This is a genomic window from Methanolobus chelungpuianus, from assembly GCF_024500045.1.
In the GTDB taxonomy this organism is placed as follows: domain Archaea; phylum Halobacteriota; class Methanosarcinia; order Methanosarcinales; family Methanosarcinaceae; genus Methanolobus; species Methanolobus chelungpuianus.
On the sequence record NZ_JTEO01000006.1, the window covers coordinates 329,571 to 352,335 of the forward strand.

The window sequence follows — 22,765 nt, forward strand, 5'->3', positions numbered from 1 at the left end:
ATGGAAGATATTGAAGAGCAGCAGGAAAACAAAGAGATACAGGTTGTAAGGACACCACTTTTTGGCAGAACCTACGCCACAAATGCATTGGTTGCAATAACCGACTGTGATGTAAGAATTGAACTGATGAATGAAAAATTCCAGCATGAGGATAAATGGATATATCACAGCGATCACATGGCAATCTTAACCATGCAGGCAGCTAAAAAACTGTTACTTGATCTGAATAAGAAAATATCAAAGTATGAAGAGGAAAACGGCGAGATCGAAGTTAATTCAGACCGCCTGAATGTCGACAACTAACTCTCATACACTGATTTTTTTTAATTTTTAAAACGCATTTGATCTTATGTTACTTTTCCTATGAGGGCCGGACCAGCCCTGAGTAGCAATTCCTGTATAAATGAAGTTCCCCTTCATCTCAGCAATTAATTTAAATATAATCATGTTTTATCTTTAATATACACGCAAGATTCACGAAAATAGCAATCAAATCTGCATAATAGGGTGCTATCAACATGTTAATCGAATTCAAAGCTGAGAATTTCCGTTCGATAAGGAATGAGATCACCTTTAGTTTACTGGCATCATCTGACAGGGCGCTTGAAGAGAACCTGATTGAGCTGGATGCATTGAAGAAGAATGACAGGCTGCTGAAAAGTGCCGCTATTTATGGGGCTAATGCATCTGGAAAGAGCAATATTCTTTTAGCAATGTTCAACCTGCAGAACCTGGTGATGACATCCATAAGGAACCAGGACGGGGACCTACTGCCATTCGAGCCGTTTAAGCTGACACCGGAGTGTATGTCAAAGCCCAGCAGATTCAGTGTGTTTTTTATCAAGAATAATGTCAGGTACAGGTATGCTGTGTCATTTGACAGGACAAAGATAATTGATGAAGAATTGTACTATTACCCGAACAACAGGGAAGCACTGGTCTTTGAAAGAAGGAACACCATCGAGTTCAAATTCACAACCGATAAAAGGATCCAGAATGACATCTCAAAGAGAACTTTGAGCAATGTTCTTTATCTATCCAACTCCGCACAGCAGAATTACGATAAGACCCTGGAAGCCTTCAAATGGTTCAGGGAAGACCTGAGAATAATAGGTGCAAGGACATTATCAGAACAGGGTGAGTATACGATAAAAATGCTCAATCAGGACAATACGTCTAAAAAAGCCATTTTAAAATCACTTGAAAGAGCAGACTTGGGTCTTGTGGATATAATAGCAAGTATAGAGGATGTGGATCTGGCTAACTTACCTATTGAAATATTGAACCAGATACCTCGCATAATTAATACCAACATTGGAAAATGGCAAAAGATCGATATCAATTCGTTCCACCTTGCCAAAGATAAAGATGGCAAGGAACACAATATCTTATTTGATTTCAACACCGAAGAATCCGAAGGTACAAAGAGATTCTTCTCTTTGATAGGACCCTGGCTCAACGCACTTAATAAAGGGCAGGTCCTGTTTGTAGATGAACTGGAACTAAAGTTGCATCCAATGCTTAGTGAACACCTGGTCAAACTCTTCCACGACAAGGATTATAACACGAACAACGCCCAGTTGATAATAACAACCCACAACACCAACCTGCTAAACGATGAGCTCTTCAGGAGGGACCAGATCTGGTTCACTGAAAAAGATGCAGATGTGGGTAACACAAATCTCTACTCGTTGCTGGAATTCCAAGTTCGCAAAGACCAGAATATCCTTAAAGGCTACCTGATGGGAAGATACGGAGCATTACCCTTCATCTCAACCTGAGAGGTCTTTGACATGCCAGACTACAGTCGCAGAAAACGCGGTCAAAGACCCACACGGAATAAAATGCTCATAATCTGTGAAGGTGAGAAGACCGAACCTATGTATTTTGGGAATTACCGGACACCACAGAACAACGTTGATGTCATCCCGATCCCATCAAGCCGTAAAGATGTTGGCAGCATTGTTGAATTTGCTAAAAAGAAGTTGCAAGATTTGGATATCAAAGGCGGTGATTTAATCTGGTGTGTCTTTGACTGCGATGATAACACAGATGATAAAATCTCAACCGCATATAAAAATGCCGGAAAATCTATCAATATATGTCTATCAAACCCTTCATTTGAACTCTGGTTCCTTCTGCATTTCAGTTACATAGAAACCTCACTTCAAAATGATGGTTTGATAGAACTTTTAAAAAGGCAGATACCAGAATATTGTAAGAACATCGATTGCTATCAAATACTTGAGCCTCTTACAGATACAGCGATAAAAAACTCTAAAAAACTGGAACAACTGCATATTAATAACGGAACAGAAATAAATAGCACCAAAAGCAATCCATCAACACAAGTTTATAAAATCATTGAAGTGATTAAACAATTCAATAACGTACCTGAAACAAAGTAACTTTCCTATTAACTGTAACTATGGACGTCCAACCATGTTAAACCCCGAAAAGACCACCCAGAGCATACTTAAGAAATTCGAGACACTCGGCGATTTCGAGAAGAGGAAGATTGTCTTCTGGTATGATAAGGACGGGACCGCCGATGAGGAAGGGCTGGCACAGATAGGTGAGGCTCTGGGGGAGAAAGGGATAAAGCTGCATGTGCTGAACAAAAATTTCTTTGCCACCAAGAAGCTGCTGGAGAAGGATGATACGGAATCCAGTTATCTGATCTATTCGGGCGAGACCGAGAGGGAACCGGAATTGAACTGGCTGCTGGATATTCAGTTGTATTCGGGGAGGTTCGAGAACAGCAGGATATCGGACATCAAGAGCGAGTTCGGGATCGAAGGATATGACCTGGACAGATTTCTGGAAAAACACCAGCAGTTCTTTGCAGGCAAGAAGAGGGTCGTGCCGCTTAAGAGGATGTACCAAAGCAACTGGAGGGACGAGGAGTTCATACTGGGCTTCCTGGGAGTTCTTTCCGGCTCATCTACCACGGATCTCAAGGAGATTATCAGGAAGATACTCATCAACTCGCTGGATGAAGGCTCCAACACCGTATGGGAGGAAATCGTCAGGTTCGAGCTGGTGGAAGAGTTCTGGGATATGATGAACAGGTACTTTGGCTACCGGTCCGAGGAACCCACATTGAAAAAGCTCTTCCTGAGCTTTATCGTCACACACATTTCAAGGAACACCAATATCGACCTCAAGAAGTACAAGGCCTACAGCAACTCCCTCAGCAATGAATGTGAGATCTTCATCAGGGGCTGGATGGACAACTCCAAAGACTCAGGGATTTTTGATGATTATTGCAGGTTGATCCTTGAAGATAACAACGGCCAGTTTAACAAGTATCTCAACACCGAGATCAAAAAGTACGATGTCAACGACTATATCGAGGCCGAATCCCTGGCGCTGTTCGACAAGCACATCATCCGTAAGATAGTCGACGAGCTCGATAACGGCAAAGAGGACTTTGACAATTATCTTGAATGGATAGCCAGCAGGAAGACAAAACACTGGTACCCAGACTTCGAGAACATCTACAATGCCCTGGAATATGCCGTGAGACTGCACCTGTTTGCAAAGGAGTTCAACGAAGAGAACCTCAGCGACCAGAACCTCAACCGCTTCTTCAGGAACTACGCGGAACGCTACTACCTGATGGACTACTATTACCGCAAGTTCTACTATCACTACGATAAGGACAGCCAGAAGGACGACCTCAAAACAACAAGAGAGGACGTCGAAAAGCTCTACAACAACCGGCTCCTTGACAGACTGCTCACCAGGTGGAGCGAGCTCATATCCCAGGAAATGAACGGACGCTGGAACATTGAACTCATCGACTGTCAGGATGAGTTCTACAAGCTCTACATAAAGAACATTATTAACCGCAACGACAAGGACAAGATAGCGGTCGTTATCTCCGATGCCATGCGCTATGAGGTTGCTGCAGAGCTTCAGGACGTCCTTAACAAGGACACAAGGGGTACAGTTGAACTTAAGTATATGACAGGTTCCCTGCCGTCTTATACCAAGCTGGGAATGGCCAGCCTGCTCCCGCATGAAAGGCTGGAATATAGAAGTCAGAATGTCTTTGCAGACGGCATTAGCACTGAGGGGACAGAGAATCGAGGTAAGATACTGGAGAAGATGACGCCTGATTCTATAGCTCTGAGTTATGAAGAACTAATGAACATAACAAGGGACAAGGCTCGTGAACAATTCAAAGGAATCAGATTATTCTACATATATCATGATAAGATCGATGCTACAGGTGACCATTCAGCATCTGAACATGGAGTCTTTAATGCGGCTGAAGAGACTATTGCAGATGTGAAGAAGATAATTGAGAAACTCACCAATTTCCAGATCCTCAATAATCTCATCGTTACAGCGGATCACGGTTTCATCTACCAGAGAGATGCGTTGGAGAGTTGCGATAAGGTTGAAACAGGCAGTTTTGACAAGGAAAAAGTAGTAGCTTCAAGCAAACGTTTCATCCTTAGTGAAGAAAGCATTGATCTAATGAACGTGCATAAATTCAGCATGAACTACATGATCAAGTCCGAAGCCCAAAAGGAAATGTTTGCATATGTTCCGCAGGCAGATCTCAGGTTCAGGATGCAGGGTGCTAATAAGAACTTTGTTCATGGTGGAGCTGCTCCCCAGGAAATAGTCGTACCTGTTCTCAAATACACATATAACAGGACAACAGATCTTGACAGAAAAGGCATAAAATACGGAAAAGTAGGCTTGGCTGTTATCAATGCAAGCAGGAAAATAACAAGCAGCCCGTTCTCAATTAACATCCTTCAGACAGAGAAGGTGACTGAGAAACTGCTCCCAAGAAGGTTCAAGGTAGCCCTGTGGGATATGGATGGCGATGAGTTCAAGGTTAGCGATGAGAAGCTGATTATTGCAGAAAGCGCATCCGATGAAGCCTCGGACCGGCAATACAAGGTTGCCCTTACATTGACCGGTGAGGTTGAGAACAAGGTATATTATATACGATTGATAGATGAAGACCCAACAGAGATCAACAAGGATATCATAGACCCGATGCCCTTTGAAGTTGACCTATTGATAGTGGATGATTTTTAAAACACGTTGAGTGGATATCATGCTGACAGAAGAAGCAAACATTGGAACGGACGAGAAACTGAACTTATACTTCCAGGGAAGAGTTGTCAGGAAGGATCTGACAAAACTGGTTAAGGTAGGCCATAACGTTCCTGTCTATGTCCTGGAATACCTGCTGGGAGCAAACTGCGCCACCAATGACGAGGAACTGATAGAGCAGGGTGTCAAGAAGGTCAAAAGCATTCTGTCAGATAACTATGTCCGTCCCGATGAAGCCGAGAAGATAAAATCAAAGATCAGAGAGACAGGCTATTACACCATTATCGATAAGGTCACCGTAAAGCTCAACGAAAAAAGGGACATGTATGAGGCTCTCTTCTCCAACTTGGGCCTGTCTAAGGTGCAAATTGACTCAGAATATGTCACAAAATATGATAAGCTACTGGGAGGTGGCATTTGGTGCATAATCAAAATGGAATATAGCGCTGAAATGGTGCCATCACCTTTTGTTATAGCAAGCCTGAAACCCATACAGATCCCAAATATCAACATCGCTGAAGTCATCGAGCAGCGCAAGAACTTCACCAAGGACGAATGGATAGATGTCCTTCTCAGGTCCATAGGCATGGAACCAACACAGCTGGAAAATGCTGCCAAGTGGCACCTGATTGAACGCATGGTCCCGCTCGTGGAAAATAACTACAACCTCTGTGAACTCGGTCCCCGCAGCACAGGAAAATCTCATGTCTATAAGGAAATCTCCCCCAACTCCATACTGATATCTGGCGGGCAGACAACCGTTGCAAACCTCTTCTATAACATGAGCACACGCCAGGTAGGTCTTGTAGGACTCTGGGATGTTGTGGCTTTTGATGAAGTAGCAGGCATTCGCTTCAAGGACAAAGATGGCATTCAGATCCTGAAGGACTACATGGCATCCGGCTCCTTTGCAAGGGGCAAGGACCAGATCAATGCCAACGCATCCGTTGCTTTTGTCGGTAACGTGAATCAGAGTATATCATCCTTACTTAAGACATCACACCTTTTCTCCCCATTCCCTGAGGCCATGAACAACGACAGTGCATTCTTTGACAGGATACACTATTACCTGCCAGGGTGGGAAGTTCCTAAGTTCAGGCCAGAACATTTCACTGACAAATATGGTTTTATCGTGGATTACCTGGCAGAATTCCTGAGAGAAATGCGAAAACGTTCCTACAGTGATGTGATATTCAAGTACTACACTCTCGGTAACAACCTCAACCAGAGGGACGTAATCGCGGTCAAAAAGACCTTTTCAGGTCTTGCAAAGCTCATCTATCCGGACGAGAATATCTCTAAAGAAGATGCCCAGGAAATACTAGAATACGCTCTTGTAGGAAGACGAAGGGTCAAAGAGCAACTCAAGAAGATTGGCGGCATGGAATTCTTCGATGTGAACTTCTCCTACATAGACAGCGAAGACATGGAAGAGCACTTTGTCAATGTCCCTGAAAGCGGAGGAAATAAGATAATACCGCCCGGCCTTACAAAACCCGGTCAGGTCTATGCAGTGGCTGCAACAGAGTCAGGTAAGCTCGGTATATATAAGACAGAGCTTCAGGTAGTGTCAGGTTCAGGCAAATATGAAGCATCCGGCCTCAATTCGAATGCAAAAGCAAAAGAGTCAGTAAAAACAGCAATTAATTATTTCAAGGCTAACGCTAAGTCAATAAGCCAGTCGATTTCCACTAAGGAAAGAGATTATTTCATGAATATGCAGGACGTCTATGGAGTTGGCATATCCGATGGCCTGTCACTGGCTGCTTTTATAAGCCTTTGCTCAGGAGCACTTGAAAAGCCTGTACAGGAGCAAACAGCAATCATTGGGACGATGACAATAGGTGGTTCTATTTTGAATATCGAGAACCTCTCCGACTTGCTGCAAGTTGCTCTTGATGCCGGAGCTAAGAAAGCACTGATTCCTGCATCTGCTACCTCGAAACTGGGTTCTGTACCATCTGATCTGCTAAGCAAGTTCCAGCTGGCGTTTTATGCTGATCCGATTGATGCGGTGCACAAGGCTTTATTCTTTTCATCATGATTCAAGGTAAAATACTTTATGTAGAGTTAGTTTAAAACTCAAATGACAATTTTGAATATCATACGTCCACAGTTTCATATATCTTTTTTAAAACATATCTATGGTGAATCTTTTCCTGTTCCAGGCGGTTATTTGTCTCCAGACTGCAGAGGTGGTTGAATAGCAAGTGTTCTTCTGGAGTCAGATGTTCAAGCTCTGTCACATCCGTACAGGCACCTGTTGTAGCCAACTCCTCGAATTCCCTGAAGGTATCAAGGTCCATCATGCATGACCTTGTTTGCGGGAAATATCCTCGTATCTGGGATAATATCTGGAAACCGTGAGGGTCGATATCTCCCCAATAGATTATCTGCTTGTTAGCAAGCCATGCTGCGCCCTTCAGGGTCCCAACGCCAAATCCTTTCCCGAATATGGCCATAGAATCTCCCATTGAAGGGATGGTAAGGAAATTAAGTACGTTGATTTTATTCTCAAGGACGAACACTCTCTTGCAGGGAATGTCCAGCTGATTGAACTGGCTTTGAGGAATGCTGAGGTCATCGATCCCACTGAAAAATTCCTGGGCAATACCGGGATCAAGGATTCTTACTCTGATTAATGGCTCATCATATTTCAGATTGAACCTTTTTCTGAAATCGTTCTCATCCCTGTTGACATGCTCCTCGATGATAATGTCAAGGAGAGCTCTGATAATGGGTGTGTTCTCTTCAATGAACTTAGTGGATATGTCCAGTGGGATCTCGCGGATGTAGATATTAGGCCTAGGATTTTCAAGGAAGTACTTGCACACTTTGATCAGGTCGTCCCATTTCCCGAGGTTATCAATGACTTTCATAGGATTGGACTTGGCCCAAGGTAACAACTGAGGAAGGTCATTGGTCAGTTTCTGTACTACGATAATGAAATGTTCGTATTCTTTTTCTTTCCTGAAGAACTTGAGATAATCGTCAAGGGTTTCAAAGAATATCTTATCAGGGAAGTTTTGTGTGCCTATTTTCTGGTCATTTCGCTGAATGAACTCTATAGTGTAGCCATACCCTTTCTTATCCTTTGACTCGTTTATCAGAACCTCTATTCCGTCCCGGATCAGGGGGAAGTTATCAAGGGTATCTTTTGCTTTCACTTTGCCAAATGATATGAATCTGGGAAACTCCGGTGTATCACGCACTGAAGAGGCCAGAATATCCTTATACCAACGAGAGGCCTTTGTCCATATCTCCTCAGGCTGGATTATCACATCATCACTTCCATTCGTATCCTTTCTTTGTTTTCCTTATATTCCTGTATCGTTGTATTGAGTATTTTCGAGTAATCGAAGTTAGCCGTATTTGATATGACATGAATGAAATTGACATAGTCCGCAATAACGTCGATGCTTCTTGATGGAGTGACAACTAATACTTGAAGGTTCAATTTCCTGAACAACTCAAGGCCATATCGAACGGTTTCATCTGAGGCTCTTGGAAAGGCCTCATCGAGTATAACAAATCGGAACGAGGTGGACTCAGGATTGTTTCCTCCTGGTCCGAATCTATATGCAAGGGCAGATGCCAGAATTGTACACGCCAGCTTCCCTTTCTGGCCACCAGATGATCCGTCTGAATCACTGTAATCGCGAACATGACGATCATCTTCACAGGATCTTTCCTCTGCTGCATATGTCAGCCAGTTCCTGACATCTGTCACTGTATTTGTCCAACTGTTATTGGGCGTATCTGCTTCTTTGAACTTGTCCAATAAGAGTTTTACTTTCTGGAACTTTTCTTCGTTATTGTTGTCCTGGGCAGCAAAGCTGCCTTCCAAGCAACTTTTTAGTTCTTTCTGGAATTCTCTGATTATCTGACTGGTTGTTTTTTCAGTTGTTAATTTGAAATATGTATTGGGATTGTAGTCTAACCCACGAAGGTACTTGTTGATTATATCGATGTCCTTTTTGATTTTATCCGCTCTGTAATAGAGCTCTCTGTGGAAATTGGCGATTGAAGTATTTGTGTCCTTTCGTAGTTTCTCTTCGAATTCTTTTTCGTGTTTTGGCAGGTCATCTTTCATTAATCTCGTGTAGATCTCACTATAAGCAGGAATATCTGCCATTTCGGTGCCTAATTCGAACGTTTCATCGGAATAGGTTTTTTTGTAGGTTGCCATATCTGATGCAATGCTGCCTTTTAGATCTCCGATCTTCCTTTCTTTTCTTGAGATTTCAGTAGTCAGCTTTTCTTTTGTATCACGATGCATTTCATCAATTGAATTGAGAGAGAGATCCTGTATTCTCAGATAAGCTGATATATCTGGCTTGTCTTCATGTCCTTTATATGGATTTATCTCGAGTTCTTTTATGCATTTATCAAGCTCTGCTTTTCTTATTTTAATACTATCTTTTTTACGAGTTTCTTCACTTCTAAGGTTCCTTTCCTCGTTTTCCTTGATACTTATTTTTCCTTGTAATTCAGATAGTCTCTCCCCCAGGATTTTCAAGTGGTCTGAACTTTGATCGAGTTCTGTTATCTCTTCCTGGCATTGATTGATCATTTTAACTACCGATTGCCAGTCGATACTCTCAAAACGTTGAATGGACAGGATACTGTTGAGTGCTTTTTTCTGATCATCTAATTTTGTCTGATCTGCTTTGAATTGGTTTTGTTCTTTGATACATTCCTGTATTTGTTGATACATGGTTTCTTTTTGTTTTTCTATAAGTCTGATCTTTTCTTTATTGTCCCAGCCAAGGACATAGTTCTTTCTGTCTAAAAGGCTCCGCCTATCATCTTTTTCATGTTTGCCTCCACTACCCTTTATCTGTCCTTTTCTGGTGATTGCTTTAGGTTCCCTCTGGAAATCCTCCATACTGTTACAGCAGACGAGATCAAACTTTGTTATAAGTTCGTTGTATATCCATCCATAGAACCTTGAATCTTTCTTGGGTTCTATTTTGTCAATGACCATGTTTTCTTTGGTGTCACTTCTTGGAGATTGTGTGAAGTTATCCGGAACTCTGAAGTATACCAGACGGCCTTTCAAATCGGTTCGGTTAACGTATTCACTAATCGTTTTATAATGTTCTTCCGGGACAAGGAGACTTAATCCGAAATTGTGGAGGAGTCTTTCCAGTGCTCCTTCCAATTCGCTCTCGTTGGACTTGACCTTTATAAGTTCTCCTACAAAAGGCAGTTCTACTCCTTCGAGGGAACAGCTCTTACTGATTTCATTACGGATTTCCAAGTTTTTAGCCGGTATCTGGGTAGTCCTTGATTTCAATGATCGGAGTTCTTCTTCCAGAATGCCTAATTCTTTGTCCAGATCTTTTTTATTAGAGAAGGCTTCGCTTATTCCATCCGTATATTTGTCCCATTCATCCTTTATTCGTTCTAATCGTTCTTCAGCGATATTTATCGTGTTCTTGAAGGCGACTTCGTTATGTGGAGGAGCTATTCCAACAGAAGTACATTGTCTAACATATTCTTCCTGTTTCTCTTTTTTCTCTTCTTTATCAATTTCCAGTTTTTCAATGTCTTTTTGCAGCTGTTGTATCCTCTGGCCGGCACTGTCCTGTCTTATTGCTAGATCCACTTCAGTTGCGTGCTCTCTTAATTTTTTAATTTCGTGTTCTTTATTCTGGATATTGATCTCAAGTTCATCAAGGGCAGCCTCCGTGAATTCAATGAACTGGATGAGCATATCATATTTTCTTTCTTCGATGTAGTATGGCAGGTATCCTTTGCAATCATATAGCTTTTCGATCTCCAAAAGAATTGCTTGATATTTTTGGATGTTTGCCATCATTGGTTCAAGCATAGATATCTGTCTTTTGTCTTTTTGGATGGAGTCGTATATATTTGTGAGATGCCTGTAACCATTCAACATTTCTTTGATCATATCCTTGAAATCAACTTCTTCAAGCATGTGATTCCGCATGAATGGAGTTAGATCATTAATGTTTTTCATTGAGACAGTCTGGAAAAAGAGGTCCAATACCTTTTCAGACTTAATGCCAAAATATTGTTGAAACGACAGAGCGTACTCTCGGTGTGAATCAAAAACAGAAGTATTTGGCAAATCCTTAATGCGTTTCTTTAGGGCAAATATATCTGTTTCATCATCCTTAAGCGCGAAGTGTTTCTGGATAGACAGTTCTTCTTTGGATGTAACAAATAATTTTTTAACATTGCCTCCATCTACCGAAAATACCTGTGCTAATGTCATGCCCTTCTTAAGCCCTCGATTATAGAAGTAGCACAATAAGACAGAGTAGTTGCCTTCGTCACGCAGGTTGACGGGTTTTGAGTTGTTATAGTTGTCTTTTTCGTTTTTGTAACTTCCAAGTATATAGGATTTGAGGGATCTTTCATTTTTGTGTGCATCAGCTGCTTGATTATACACTGTTTTCAGAGGAGGGACCAGTAGTGTGATTATCGCATCGACAAGTGTTGACTTTCCTGATCCGTTAGCACCGGTTATAAGTGAATTGAATCCCTGGGGGTTAATCGTCCAAAGCCTCTGGTTAAAAGTACCCCAGTTGAAAACTTCAAGTTGGTGCAGCCTGAAACCTTTGAGGTTATCATCGTCCAGGTAATCAACTAGTAGATTCTGGGTCATGTTCTGTTCCGTCCTCTGTATCATTATTGTTATTCATCTCTTTTGCATGTTCAAGCAACTTGTTCTTGATCTCGTGAACGATTTCATTGTCTATTAAAGCAAAAAGTATTGTCCGTATTTCAAATGTATCTCTGTCTGTACTCAATTCTCTTAAAAATCCATATTCTTTGACCTTATTAATTAGAGTGTTAATGTCCCTTTCGATTTTTGCTTCGTTAGAGGAGCTTGGCATGAACGGTTTCATCATGTTTATTATGGTCTTTCTGTCTATAGAACAAAAAGGTGATTCGTTGCCTGTTGCTCTTTGATCTTCGTACAATCTCTCTACAAGGAATGCACAGAGCAGGGTCATGTGATAGGAAAGTTGTCTTTTACTTATCAAAGAGGGTAGTGTTTGTTCAAATTGTTCCTCACGTTCTTTTTGTCTCAGGAAGGCATATCCATTGTCTTCATGAATAAATAGTTCAATGCCTATACTTGAAAAATAGTTCTTGAGTGCTGGTTTGTACTGGATGATGTTGTCCCATACATCTGCATCGCTTTTGAATACATTTCCTTTGAGTAGTTTTATCACCGATATGGCATAGGGAAGTTGATTATTGTTTTCGGTCATATTTAGCTCCGGCAGAATATTATTTGGGGCATTTGTATCCAAAATCGTTTTTGACTGATCGTGTTCGAGATTATCATTATTTCAGAGAGATCCTCGTTTATAACGGCCTTTTTATCATTTGAGGCTATTTCGATGTAGGCTAATATTTCGTCAATACCTTTTTTCACGGGATGCGTTTCTATGATCTTTCTAAGTGATATCTGGGAGTGGGTCTCAAGCAATTCCTGTATTCGTCCTTCGAGTTCCCTTTTATCAACACTGAATTGGTTATACAGGATCAAAGCATCACTGTCATCAGGTGAGCCGAGCACAATCTCTTCTTTTCGTAGGTTTGTCATTGTTTTTGGGGTCCATAGTGATCTGTTCATCACCATCTCTATCTCAGCCTTACTGCTGATCTCAAGGAAATTCGCTTCAGTGGGTGGAGTATCTTTTATCTCAAATGCTATTGATTTGATGTCACTGAGGATATCCATTATCCTCTTGTTTTCTAGGTATGTTCTGTTATCGAGGAACCTGCTCAGCTGTTCAGCGAGCGAATGATTGACCTTTTGCACCTTAACTCCTGCTCTGCTGAGTTTGATCACCATGTCTTCAAGCGTGAAGCTTTGTTGTTTGACTTCCTGTATTTGTTGAATTGTAAGTGTCATTTCAATTAGCTTGTCGAGCTCGTCTAGTTGTTCTTGGGATTGGAGCAGGTTCCAGAATGCTTCGAGGCTTTTTCCTTGATCGGAGTTCCGGATATCGTCTTCAGTTGAGACCACTTCATCAAGTATTTCGCCTTTCTGGATATCCTTTTGGATGAGCTTTTTTCTGGTTTCCATATCAAGCAAGCGGAAATTATGTTCGATTTCCTTGAAATCTGTTAACATGTCATCTAAGGTCTTGCAGATATCAGAATAGCGTTCTCTGATCTGTGTATCAGTTAAAGGATCTGTGATGCCTGCTTCAGCTTTTTCGATTTCAAGTTCGATTTCTTGCTTTTGCTTTTTGAGTTCGTTCAATCTCTCGGTTGGATTATTGGTATTCTTGTAGGCCAATTCTTTAAGAGTATTGATTATTGTAAGGAGACGGGATTCAGTACCAACAAATTTTCTGGTCTCGATGAGGTTCTTTACCCAATAGAGTGCCTTTTCTGTATGATGTGTCAACTCATAGTAGATTACATCATTTGTTGAATAACGGGACCTTAGATATTCAGAATTCGTCCAGTCTTCCAGATATTCGGCTGGTTGTCTTGGATATTCTATACCTTCTTGTGTTTTTAAGTAGTAAAGGTAATTTGATAGATTTGATTCCAAATCATCTTTCGACAATTCAAGGGTGTTTTTCTCTTTGAACTGTTGATAAAGAAAACTAATTATTAATGGACTATTATCGGCATTTAAGAGTTTAATAGAAGGGTCTCCTTCTTTCAGTTTTTTCACTTTTAGATAGTCCATTTATTTCTCCTCAGATTATAACAAAAACAGTTAGTTACTTTTCAATTTCTGTCACATATCCCCTTATAATCACAGAACCGACAGTTCGGCTCCTCCCTGACCTCAAAATCTTCCCCCATTATCCGACCCGCCATCTCTTTGATCCTCCCAGCCACAGTTTCAACACCCTCCTCACTCACATCCACTAACCTCAATTCCGCAATGTCAGGATTGACATACATGTGGCCTGCCTGCATCGGAAGTTTTCCGTACTTTTCCTTTACAGCAAGACAATAAACAGCTATCTGGACGTCCTCTTTCAGCTGATTCTTAGTATAGGGAGTCTTGTTGGTCTTGTAGTCTATGACAATAAAATCCCCATCCGGTGTCCTGTCCAGGCGGTCTATGTAACCCCCGAACCTTGCCCCGTCAAGGTTAAGGTCAAATCCTTCCTCTACCTCCACGGTCTCGTTAGGATTGCTTTTTTCAAATCCTACCCAGAAATCCAGCATTTTCTGCATTCTGGAGTATTCCTGCTGCTCCTGCGTTTTTGAATCAAATACATAGGGATTCCATGTACCGTTAAGCAGCTTTTTGGCCTTTGATATATCAGCAACCTCCCCCTGCATCTTCAACCTGGACATCTGTTCGAAAACTGAATGAACATCAGTGCCAACCTGGAAGAAAGTCTTCTGTGGAGTTGGTATCCTGAGCACGTAGGCGTACTTGAACTTCAGCGGGCAGTCCTCGTACATGCGGATAGCAGATGCTGAGAAACGCATATCCTTGTCAACTAGAGGCGGAAGCCTGCCATCAACCAAAGCCTCCAACTCCGCCGGGGGCATGGGACTGACCCGCAGGAAATCTGAAACATCAAAGGCCTGCAGGTTTCCTTTAAGCTCCAGTTCCCGGATCTGTGCGACAACCACCAGCGACTCTACAGCCTGTTTAAGTTGGCCTTGGTTGGTATATATTCTGACAAGCCTCTCAAACTCGTCTCTTTTTCGCTTGAGATTGGAATCCTCCACTACTTCGCATCTCTCCTCGCATAGAGGGGCTTCAATGAACTCAACCAGAGGATTCTTCGCATAATCGATCTGCTCAAGGAACTCACTTGGTTTCACGCCGCGTTTGTTGCCCTCGTATATCTCGGGAAACACGAGGTATAACTTTTCCTTTGCACGGGTCATTGCCACATAGGCAAGTCTCCGTTCTTCTTCAACATGCAATACCTTCTCATCCGCATCTCTTTGGACGCCCTTTGCAAGTTCTGCAGGTACTGTGAACTTCTTGCGGGTATGCTGCAAAGGTAGGTGTTTGGCAGCCATATCGCACACAAAGACAACCTTTGCCTCCTTTCCCTTGGACTGGTGGATGGTCATCACCTTGACGGTATTGTCATCTGTGGACTCGCCATCCTCAATATCCAGGTTGAATACAAGGTCCAAGTGTTCAACAACAGCCTCAAACTCTGACCCACCGTCAACAAGCTCAAGATCCTCCACCATGCCGACAAGTGAATTAAGTATCCTAATGTTCTTCCGGGACTGTGGCGTATCCTCATGCAGCTGGGAGTGGTAGATATCTGTTGCATCCATCAGCAGGTGCTTGACAGTATCAGATGGACGATGGCTCTTCTTGTAGCTGATGAGTTCCTCCACCCGCCGGACAAAGGATCTTACAAGTGGCTCCTGGGTAACGCCGGTATCTGCGAGATGATGCAGCAGGACTGAGTAGATGCCATCACCCTGCGTTGCATCCTCACGGCTTAGCCTGCGGGCAAGCACATTAATTCTCTGCAGGTTATGCTCGCTCAATCCCTCCCTGCCAAATATTCTTGCAAAGGCCACACCGTTATTGAAAGGATCTGCTACTAATTGCATATAGGCAATGGCTTCCTGAATAATGGGGAACTGGTTCAGTTGCAATGCGCCCACGTACTCCACAGGTAACAGGTATTTTCGAAGGGCATCACTGAACTTCCTGCCATCTGCACGCTTCCTGGTGAGAATATAGATATCCTTTGGCTCAAGACCTTCTTCAGTTACCAGCCTGTTGACCTCCGATGCCACCCACTCAGCCTCACTTGCATCATCAGGCGCTCTTACAACCTTCACCTTTGAACCACTGCCATTGGCTGAGAGTATCTCTTTATCTTCTCTCTCAGGGTTAAAGCCAATGAGCTGCCTTGAAAGTTCAACTATTTGGGAGGTGGAGCGGTAATTGACTCCGAGAGCTATCTTCTCTAGGTTTTGGTAATATTCCTGCAACTGTCGAATGTTGGAAAGATAAGCACCTCGGAACCTGTAGATACACTGGTCATCATCTGCCACGCAGGTCAGGTTACTGCCATCTGCCAGAAGATTAACAAGATACAATTGGGAATAGTTGGTATCCTGGAATTCGTCAACAAGAAGGTAATCGTAACGGCTTTTCACTTTGTTCCTGACCACATTGTTGCTTTCAAGAAGCCGACATGCCATGGAGATCATGTCATCGTAATCAAGAAAGCCGTTATTATGCTTGTACTGCCTGTAATGCTCGTAAAACCTGGCAAGGTCTTGCAGTTTCAGGAGAGTGTCAATTTTATCGTCAGCTAGCTCTGCCCCTGAGGACAGCTGGGATTCAACATAACCATGAATATCTGAAGACAGGACAAGGTGGTCCTGGAGCTGTGAGACACCTTCAAGCAGGCTGTCTATAAGGTCGTATGGAGACAGAGGAATATTGATGCTCTCAAACCCAAAAGAGTCAATATTCCTGATGCCCCATATGTTTGAATGCTTCTTTGAGATAAGTTTGGCCCCGGAATTTATACCCAGATCAAAAGAGAATTCCCTGATAATGTTGTTGCAGAATGAGTGAAATGTTGAGACGGTTATACCTCTTCCATAGCCTATATTCTTCTCGATCCTTTCCTGCATCTCCCCTGCGGCCTTCTCTGAAAAGGTCAGTGCAAGTATCTTCTCAGGAAGCATCCCACTGTCAATTAGATGAATAACCTTCTCAGTGATAGTAAGCGTCTTCCCCGACCCAGGTCCAGCAAGGATAAGGAGCGGTCCGTCAGTATATGTTATTGCTTTTGATTGCCCGGCATTGAGATTTTTTAAGTCCACTTTTTTTCGCTCCTTCAAAGAATTATCATATAAGGTAAGACCCTTTATTATATTTATATAATGTTATAAGATATTACTAATACTCCGTTACCTTTGCTGTAGAGTCTCAACAGCGCTCCGTTCTCAAGCTTTCCAGATAGCTACCCAGGACTTCATTTTGGATACCCAGTTCGACCTCTTTTCTTTCCACATTAATTGTCCATTTCATTCTTTTCACCCTCTGCCTATCCGTGATCTCCCTGTGCTTTTATCTCTTGACCAGAGTAATTATCCGCCTCAGTTGCAAATACATGTCATATCCTGAACTATCCTGTCGATCAATGCTTCATTAAAACTGCCAGGAGAATAGTCCAAGAAAAGATCATGAAGCACATAGAAATCGTTAGGTGTCTGGACCAGAGGTGCTGCCTTGACAAGCAGGTTCAACCTCGCAAGATAATCAATGTTTGCTCTGTTGTCAATGTTTAAAGCGCAAAAATCACACCCTCTCCTCTGCAGCTCTTCCATGAGCTTAGAGCAAAACGGGCACCCTCCCCTGACAAAGATCATCACCGGAACGTTTCCCATATATTATTTCCACCTTCGTTTCACTGTTTCAGATAATAAAAGTGCAAAACCCTCATTTTGAGCTTTACAATCATCAGTGTTCTGCAATTCATGTGCCTCTTTTGTCTCTCAAATTCCTGCAACTGCTCTTTGTCAAGAGGATAATCCCAGGTTCGTACCTGGGATCCTGATTATCCACTCCCCAACAGTCCATCTGGACCCACCTGTTCACAACAGCAAATCCTACATTACTCTCAACATACTTAAACATAATGTTTAAGTATAAAACGCGCGTTTAAATTAACTTGCAGATACGATCCGAAAAAACATTACTCCCTTGATAGAAGTAATTAGATGTCAACTGCTATCTGCTTGCAATCGTGGGGGTGCTTCTTCAGCAGTTCTTCAATTTGGTCCCAGGATTCCAAGTGATCGCATTCAGACACTATTAGTTCAACAGCATATCGCTCTCTGAAAGTGTACCTGTCTGTATAATTAGAACCTTCCAGCCAAGGCGCTTCATTTCCAAGCATTTCCACATTTATTATCATCTGATGATTTTCTGGATCAAAAATGATAAGTTTTTTATTATCAGCTTCGTAATCATAGAATTCAATTGGTTCCTTTTCTGTAACTACATCGATAATTATGGTACTATCAGTCTCTATATCATAGAACTTAACCTGTTTATTCACGTATTTTTCTCCTCCGTATCCCGGTCCATGATATTTTCAGTAGACTTCTCCATCCTGACTCATCATGCGCCTGCTGAGGCAGAACTCCCTTCTCCTTCTGGAATCCAGCATATAGGCTGCTGACTCTGGTTGCTGCCCACTCACATTCTCCATCCTGAAGAACGCGCAGTGCACAGCAATTTCGTTGACTACCAAAGCAGATCCAATCATATCTTTTCCGACAAACCTATAGTCTTCCCCCATCCCCAATGAAGGATAACGTTCAAATGTACACGTCATTGCTTTGTTCAGGAAATCTATAGCCTTATCAGTAGTTACACTGCATCCTTCTCCTTCACAATAAAGCGCTTCAGTTGCATATGACCTTATGAGCTTCTCATGGAGCAATGCATACTTGTCCGAACTTGATATCATCTCTACACCCACAGGTCTTCCGCATATGAAAACAACGAAGCCATTTTGCCTTCCCCCTATAGGAAAAGCTTTGATGTAATCTTCAAGCTTTGGTCTGAGATGCTCAAAGGTATCCCGCATGGCTCCAGTGGATGATGACGCATTTACAAAAGAGGCTTCAGTGTGGATATTTTCCCATACCTGGGCCTGATCAGAGCGGAAACTCATCTCGTTCACAAGGTTCCGGGTAACTGAGGCACTTCTGTTCTTCCTTGTTCTGTGCGACATTATCACATCAGAATCCATGAATGCCTTTGTCTTGTAGCTCCAGCGGCCCTGCTCAGTACAACTTACAGGGATGTTGACCTTGGTGAGGGACGGAACCATTATACTGGTGTTGACAGCGCGGTTCTGCTTTGCTCCCACAAGTTCCTCTCCGTCAAGTATCAGGACAGGCAGATGTCCTGTGTTCACCGCGACAAGTTCAGGGACAGAACCACTGATGTTGATTTCATGAATCGATAAAGTGCCTGCTTGAAGACCTTCTTTAAGAGTTATATAGCCTCCAACTATGTCCTTGTCATGGCATATTGGCACAACCGCCATGTTCCTGAATTCTACTGCCTTTCCCAACCGAAGTCCTCTCAGTGTTTCTCCCACAACGTTCTCCATTTTAACCCTCCGTTTTCTTTTATCTATGTCCTGTGTGGAGTGGAGGCAAAAATTCCAGTCTCCAACCTGAAATCTCGCCATTCCACTCCTGAGCAGGCACTAATGCACCACCCGCCTGTACAGATGAATAAAGCCGCATTATACTCACTGTAAAGGAGGTGATTAAACATCCATTTGTACAGGCAAGCTAGTGTATGCAGCATTAATACTTAAATATTTTGTTTAATTGATTACATTCTATTTAATAAAAAGATATATATGCAATTAAATATAATGTTCAATCATGGAGATAGCAAGGAAGTATACGCATCTTGTGCCTGTAGGATTCTCACCAGACAAGCTCATCACTAGTCTAAGGCAGTTTCCAGTTCATAAAATTGTCATTTTGACTCATCAAGGTGACTCCACTAACAAAAAAGTACAATCTGCAGTCAGTGGTATCAAGGAGGCGCTAAAGGGCCTTGAAATTCAGGATAAAGAGATTGATAGAGAGAGTGTTCTGGATTCATCACTGCAAATGCTCAGTATCATCGAGGACGAAGTAAAGAATGGGAGCACAGTTAAGATAAACATCTCAGGAGGCCTTCGAAATATTGGCATTTCAGCATACATTGCTTCTCTTGTGAGCGATATCCCTATTTATACTGACATTCCTGACTCAACTGACGATGAAGCATACCATTTGAAAGGCATTCTCGACATCCCTCTGTTCCCTATCAAAGAACTTCCAAAAGAGCAGGTCATCATGCTTGAAACTATGGGAGATGGTGTAGAGTCAGTTGACGTTTTGATCTCTCTGTTAAAACCTGAACTTCAGAAAGGCACAGCTGACTTTAGCAATGAAAGATCACGTCTCAGCCACCATATCAAAAAACTAAGGGAAGCCGGGTTCATTGACACTGAGAAGTCCAGTAAGAATCTTGCAATCAGGAAGAGCAAGCTGGGAGAGATATACATGAAGGGCAGAAAGATCAAGAGATTGGTGGAAACGCAAAGTTTTGAATAAGAAGTGCCTTCATACCGCTTCAAGCAACCACTACTACAAGGCACAGCCTTGAGTCAAAGCTCATGCTTGTTAATTATATCCATCGGATATAATCAATATTATTTTCTAATTTTGCCGAGTATATCTTATATAAGCGTGTTTCTTAAAGTCAACTACCCAGCTGAAGTTTTTCATTAAAAACTGATGTTTACTTCAGGGCAGGATTGAGCTGCATAATGTCCTTGAGCAAATCCGGTTTCTCAGTATGTATTGGGATTAAGATTTCTGGATTGATCTCCCGAATCATTTCTTTGATCTCTTCCCCACTTGCATGGCCCGAAGCATGGGCTTCCTCGTGTCGGATACCAAAATGCTTCAGCCAGCTCAACTTTCTTTTCTCATCAAGTTCCATTTCTTCACAGAAAGGCTCACAGGAAGATTTGATCCAAAGAGCATTAATAGGCTTGATATCTGCCACCTGGCCTATTTCCCACATACTCATCGAAATCACATAGTCTTTCTGAGACTTGTTAAGGTCATCGCATGTAACGGAGTTCTCCTTGGCGAGAAACTCCCGTTCCCATTTTTCATAATCCTGGGCAACCTGCTCAGCTGCTACACCGCTCTTGTTGATAAGGCCCCAGCTTTTTCTGGGCTTGAGGATTTTCACATCATCAATGCAGAAAGGACAGTGGGAATCAAGTGACTTTATAAGATACGCAAGTTTCATGGGTACCACAAAGTCTCTGTTATTCTCTGTGGCAGCATTGAAGATACTATTGGCTCTGTCAATGTCCCGGATAGGGTGCTCAACGAACACCATCCCTTCACACTGGTAAATCAGCTCGCTGATCTTTCTCCTGACTGCTTCTTCACTGTCTTTTTCCCTGCTGTCCATACGCGTTCCTTCACAGAGCAGCCATTTTGGAGTGGCCTTACGTGCTCTCTCAACAAACTTTCTGCTGAGATGCCCCTGAGATCCATGGAACCTTATATCACCGGTATAAACAATGTTCCCTTCATCAGTGTAAATGATAAAACCGCAGGCTCCAGGCAAAGAATGATCCACCGGGACCATTTCTACCCCCATGCTGCCTATCGACATTCTTTGTCCTTCTATCATTACACGATAATCTCTTTCATGGATGTACTCTGCTTTCTTCCGATCCACCCTGGAAAGCCCACCATTTTTGTTCTTATAGAACTTGAAAGACTCGCAGGCATCAATTAGATCGGAAAATGTGTTGCTACCCGTTTCCTGGACGCATCCAAGTATTATCTTAGTGGCCTGCGTACAATATATGGGAATATCCCATCTGAGAAAATGGATATACTGTGCATGGTCGGCGTGTGCGTGTGAGAGAAGTACAGCGTCCAGAGACCTTGCCTCCACCGGCCTGCCCATATGTGTGAGGTAATCTTCCCTATAGATTCCATCAATATCAGGCAGTAAGCCAAATTCGAAGAAGTCTCCTAGTCCCGAGCACTTCCTGGGGTTCAGGAACTCACAGAAGTATTGGGAGTTCTTGTTAAAACTCATCCCAAAGTCAAGGAATAGTCTCGTTCCCTTGTGCTCTAGGAGGATTTTGTTGCCGCCAATCTCTCCGTCTCCGCCCAAGACGCTTATTAAAACCATTTTTTCACCATTTTTTATGAAACAGTTTCCATATGTCTCTTCCATTAGGACATATCATATATTATTTACAGTGTGCTCCCATCGTATAAATAAATTTTTTCTTTCATTTGCCAATTGTCTTACAATTCTCACTGGTATTGATTTGTCCTTATAGTTTACACAGGCTTATCTGTTTCAAACTTCCAGTTAGGGGAAAACAGGCCCCTGTAACTCAGTTCATTCAAGAGCATTTAGAACCGATTTCTACCAGCACATGGACTTTGGGATAGCCTTAGTAAATCCATATAAATTCGTTTGAAGGATTTTATACATGTAGACATGGCAATATCTGCTTACATTGAAGATGACTTATAGGAGAATTATGTGGAATTAACAAAAACTCTAGCACACTGTTAACTCATTTTCTAAGGAACGATGAAAAATGCAATGTTAAGAATCCTTTGAACAATACATTAAGTCTTTCATATCTACTTCTAAATCCATCTGTAGTCTGTTACCAGGACAGAGATAATACAGCTGATATCTTATATTGTCAGCTCTCGTGTAACCTGATAGAATGCCCACAATATCCATTACGTTCTGATTATCTTCTTTCGTTTTTTGTTAAACAGTTATTGATTCGACATCAATCACTATATCATTGCACCATCACCTCCATGCTTTATGTTCATTCGTCACCGTGACTGTGCCGAAGGCACAAACGCCTGACAATAAGCAAGGGCGAAAACCCGCTATAAATCAGAAGGTTTTGTCTTATGCAGGAAGTGTTTTTACACAACGCCAACCAAAGCAATAATATAAAAAGACCATCCAAAGTGTGTGTCAGAGATCTCATAAGGGAATCAATATGATCAAAAGGGATACTGTTCTGGGAAGACTGGATGAGCTGCTTCCGGAGTTGAAAAGGAACTATAAGGTAAATGAAATAGGCCTTTTTGGGTCGGTGGTGAGGAATGAAAGCAAAACCGG

The 22,765-nt window shown here is 42.3% G+C and carries 15 protein-coding genes; 6 read left to right on the plus strand and 9 right to left on the minus strand.

Annotated features, from left to right (window positions below):
• The 5 genes from PV02_RS11910 to brxL all read left to right on the plus strand — a co-directional run bounded on the left by PV02_RS11910 (position 1) and on the right by brxL (position 7,126).
• Entirely contained in the window at positions 1-303 is a 303-nt protein-coding gene (locus PV02_RS11910; protein WP_256623633.1) for a DUF3467 domain-containing protein, read from the plus strand.
• 215 nt (positions 304-518) lie between these two features.
• On the plus strand, positions 519-1,781 hold the full coding sequence (locus PV02_RS11915) for an AAA family ATPase (RefSeq protein WP_256623634.1): 1,263 nt from the start codon (positions 519-521) through the stop codon (positions 1,779-1,781).
• Positions 1,782-1,793: 12 nt separating this feature from the next.
• Complete coding sequence (locus PV02_RS11920; protein ID WP_256623635.1) at positions 1,794-2,408, plus strand: RloB family protein; 615 nt, start codon at positions 1,794-1,796, stop codon at positions 2,406-2,408.
• 34 nt (positions 2,409-2,442) lie between these two features.
• Positions 2,443-5,064 carry a BREX-1 system phosphatase PglZ type A gene (gene pglZ / locus PV02_RS11925; protein ID WP_256623636.1) on the plus strand — a complete coding sequence of 874 codons (2,622 nt, stop codon included), beginning with the start codon at positions 2,443-2,445 and terminating at the stop codon, positions 5,062-5,064.
• Positions 5,065-5,083: 19 nt separating this feature from the next.
• Entirely contained in the window at positions 5,084-7,126 is a 2,043-nt protein-coding gene (gene brxL, locus PV02_RS11930) for a protease Lon-related BREX system protein BrxL (RefSeq protein ID WP_256623637.1), read from the plus strand.
• A 58-nt stretch (positions 7,127-7,184) separates the two neighbouring features.
• On the opposite strand, the gene PV02_RS13315 is transcribed toward brxL, so the two are convergent.
• The 8 genes from PV02_RS13315 to PV02_RS11970 all read right to left on the minus strand — a co-directional run bounded on the left by PV02_RS13315 (position 7,185) and on the right by PV02_RS11970 (position 19,175).
• Positions 7,185-8,363 carry a Wadjet anti-phage system protein JetD domain-containing protein gene (locus PV02_RS13315; RefSeq protein WP_256623638.1) on the minus strand — a complete coding sequence of 393 codons (1,179 nt, stop codon included), beginning with the start codon at positions 8,361-8,363 and terminating at the stop codon, positions 7,185-7,187.
• Positions 8,360-11,719, minus strand: a complete 3,360-nt coding sequence (locus tag PV02_RS11940; protein WP_256623639.1) for an ATP-binding protein — start codon at positions 11,717-11,719, stop codon at positions 8,360-8,362. Before PV02_RS11940 ends, PV02_RS13315 begins: the two co-directional genes overlap by 4 nt.
• Positions 11,697-12,332 carry a DUF4194 domain-containing protein gene (locus PV02_RS11945; protein WP_256623640.1) on the minus strand — a complete coding sequence of 212 codons (636 nt, stop codon included), beginning with the start codon at positions 12,330-12,332 and terminating at the stop codon, positions 11,697-11,699. The genes PV02_RS11940 and PV02_RS11945 overlap by 23 nt, the downstream gene beginning before the upstream one ends.
• Before the next feature lie 2 nt (positions 12,333-12,334).
• Complete coding sequence (locus PV02_RS11950) at positions 12,335-13,759, minus strand: DUF3375 domain-containing protein (protein WP_256623641.1); 1,425 nt, start codon at positions 13,757-13,759, stop codon at positions 12,335-12,337.
• Positions 13,760-13,815: 56 nt separating this feature from the next.
• Complete coding sequence (locus PV02_RS11955) at positions 13,816-16,869, minus strand: ATP-dependent helicase (RefSeq protein WP_256623642.1); 3,054 nt, start codon at positions 16,867-16,869, stop codon at positions 13,816-13,818.
• A 276-nt stretch (positions 16,870-17,145) separates the two neighbouring features.
• Positions 17,146-17,436 carry a glutaredoxin domain-containing protein gene (locus PV02_RS11960; protein WP_256623643.1) on the minus strand — a complete coding sequence of 97 codons (291 nt, stop codon included), beginning with the start codon at positions 17,434-17,436 and terminating at the stop codon, positions 17,146-17,148.
• A gap of 329 nt (positions 17,437-17,765) precedes the next feature.
• Entirely contained in the window at positions 17,766-18,110 is a 345-nt protein-coding gene (locus PV02_RS11965) for a hypothetical protein (RefSeq protein WP_256623644.1), read from the minus strand.
• Positions 18,111-18,146: 36 nt separating this feature from the next.
• Positions 18,147-19,175: an ARPP-1 family domain-containing protein gene (locus tag PV02_RS11970; protein WP_256623645.1), complete on the minus strand. Its 1,029-nt coding sequence runs from the start codon at positions 19,173-19,175 to the stop codon at positions 18,147-18,149.
• Between the two features lie 283 nt (positions 19,176-19,458).
• On the opposite strand from PV02_RS11970, the gene PV02_RS11975 reads away from it, so the two are divergent.
• Positions 19,459-20,181 (plus strand): HFX_2341 family transcriptional regulator domain-containing protein, encoded by a 723-nt coding sequence (locus tag PV02_RS11975; protein ID WP_256623646.1) that lies wholly within the window; start codon positions 19,459-19,461, stop codon positions 20,179-20,181.
• A gap of 187 nt (positions 20,182-20,368) precedes the next feature.
• On the opposite strand, the gene PV02_RS11980 is transcribed toward PV02_RS11975, so the two are convergent.
• A complete protein-coding gene (locus PV02_RS11980; protein WP_256623647.1) occupies positions 20,369-21,841 on the minus strand; it encodes an MBL fold metallo-hydrolase in 1,473 nt (490 codons plus the stop codon).
• Between the last annotated feature and the right edge of the window lie 924 nt (positions 21,842-22,765).

Coding starts and splice junctions, on each gene's coding strand:
- PV02_RS11910 (WP_256623633.1), top strand. CDS start 1: ATGGAAGATATTGAAGAGCAGCAGGAAAACAAAGAGATACAGGTTGTA.
- PV02_RS11915 (WP_256623634.1), top strand. CDS start 519: ATGTTAATCGAATTCAAAGCTGAGAATTTCCGTTCGATAAGGAATGAG.
- PV02_RS11920 (WP_256623635.1), top strand. CDS start 1,794: ATGCCAGACTACAGTCGCAGAAAACGCGGTCAAAGACCCACACGGAAT.
- pglZ (WP_256623636.1), top strand. CDS start 2,443: ATGTTAAACCCCGAAAAGACCACCCAGAGCATACTTAAGAAATTCGAG.
- brxL (WP_256623637.1), top strand. CDS start 5,084: ATGCTGACAGAAGAAGCAAACATTGGAACGGACGAGAAACTGAACTTA.
- PV02_RS11940 (WP_256623639.1), bottom strand. CDS start 11,719: ATGACCCAGAATCTACTAGTTGATTACCTGGACGATGATAACCTCAAA.
- PV02_RS11945 (WP_256623640.1), bottom strand. CDS start 12,332: ATGACCGAAAACAATAATCAACTTCCCTATGCCATATCGGTGATAAAA.
- PV02_RS11960 (WP_256623643.1), bottom strand. CDS start 17,436: ATGGGAAACGTTCCGGTGATGATCTTTGTCAGGGGAGGGTGCCCGTTT.
- PV02_RS11970 (WP_256623645.1), bottom strand. CDS start 19,175: ATGGAGAACGTTGTGGGAGAAACACTGAGAGGACTTCGGTTGGGAAAG.
- PV02_RS11975 (WP_256623646.1), top strand. CDS start 19,459: ATGGAGATAGCAAGGAAGTATACGCATCTTGTGCCTGTAGGATTCTCA.
- PV02_RS11980 (WP_256623647.1), bottom strand. CDS start 21,841: ATGGAAGAGACATATGGAAACTGTTTCATAAAAAATGGTGAAAAAATG.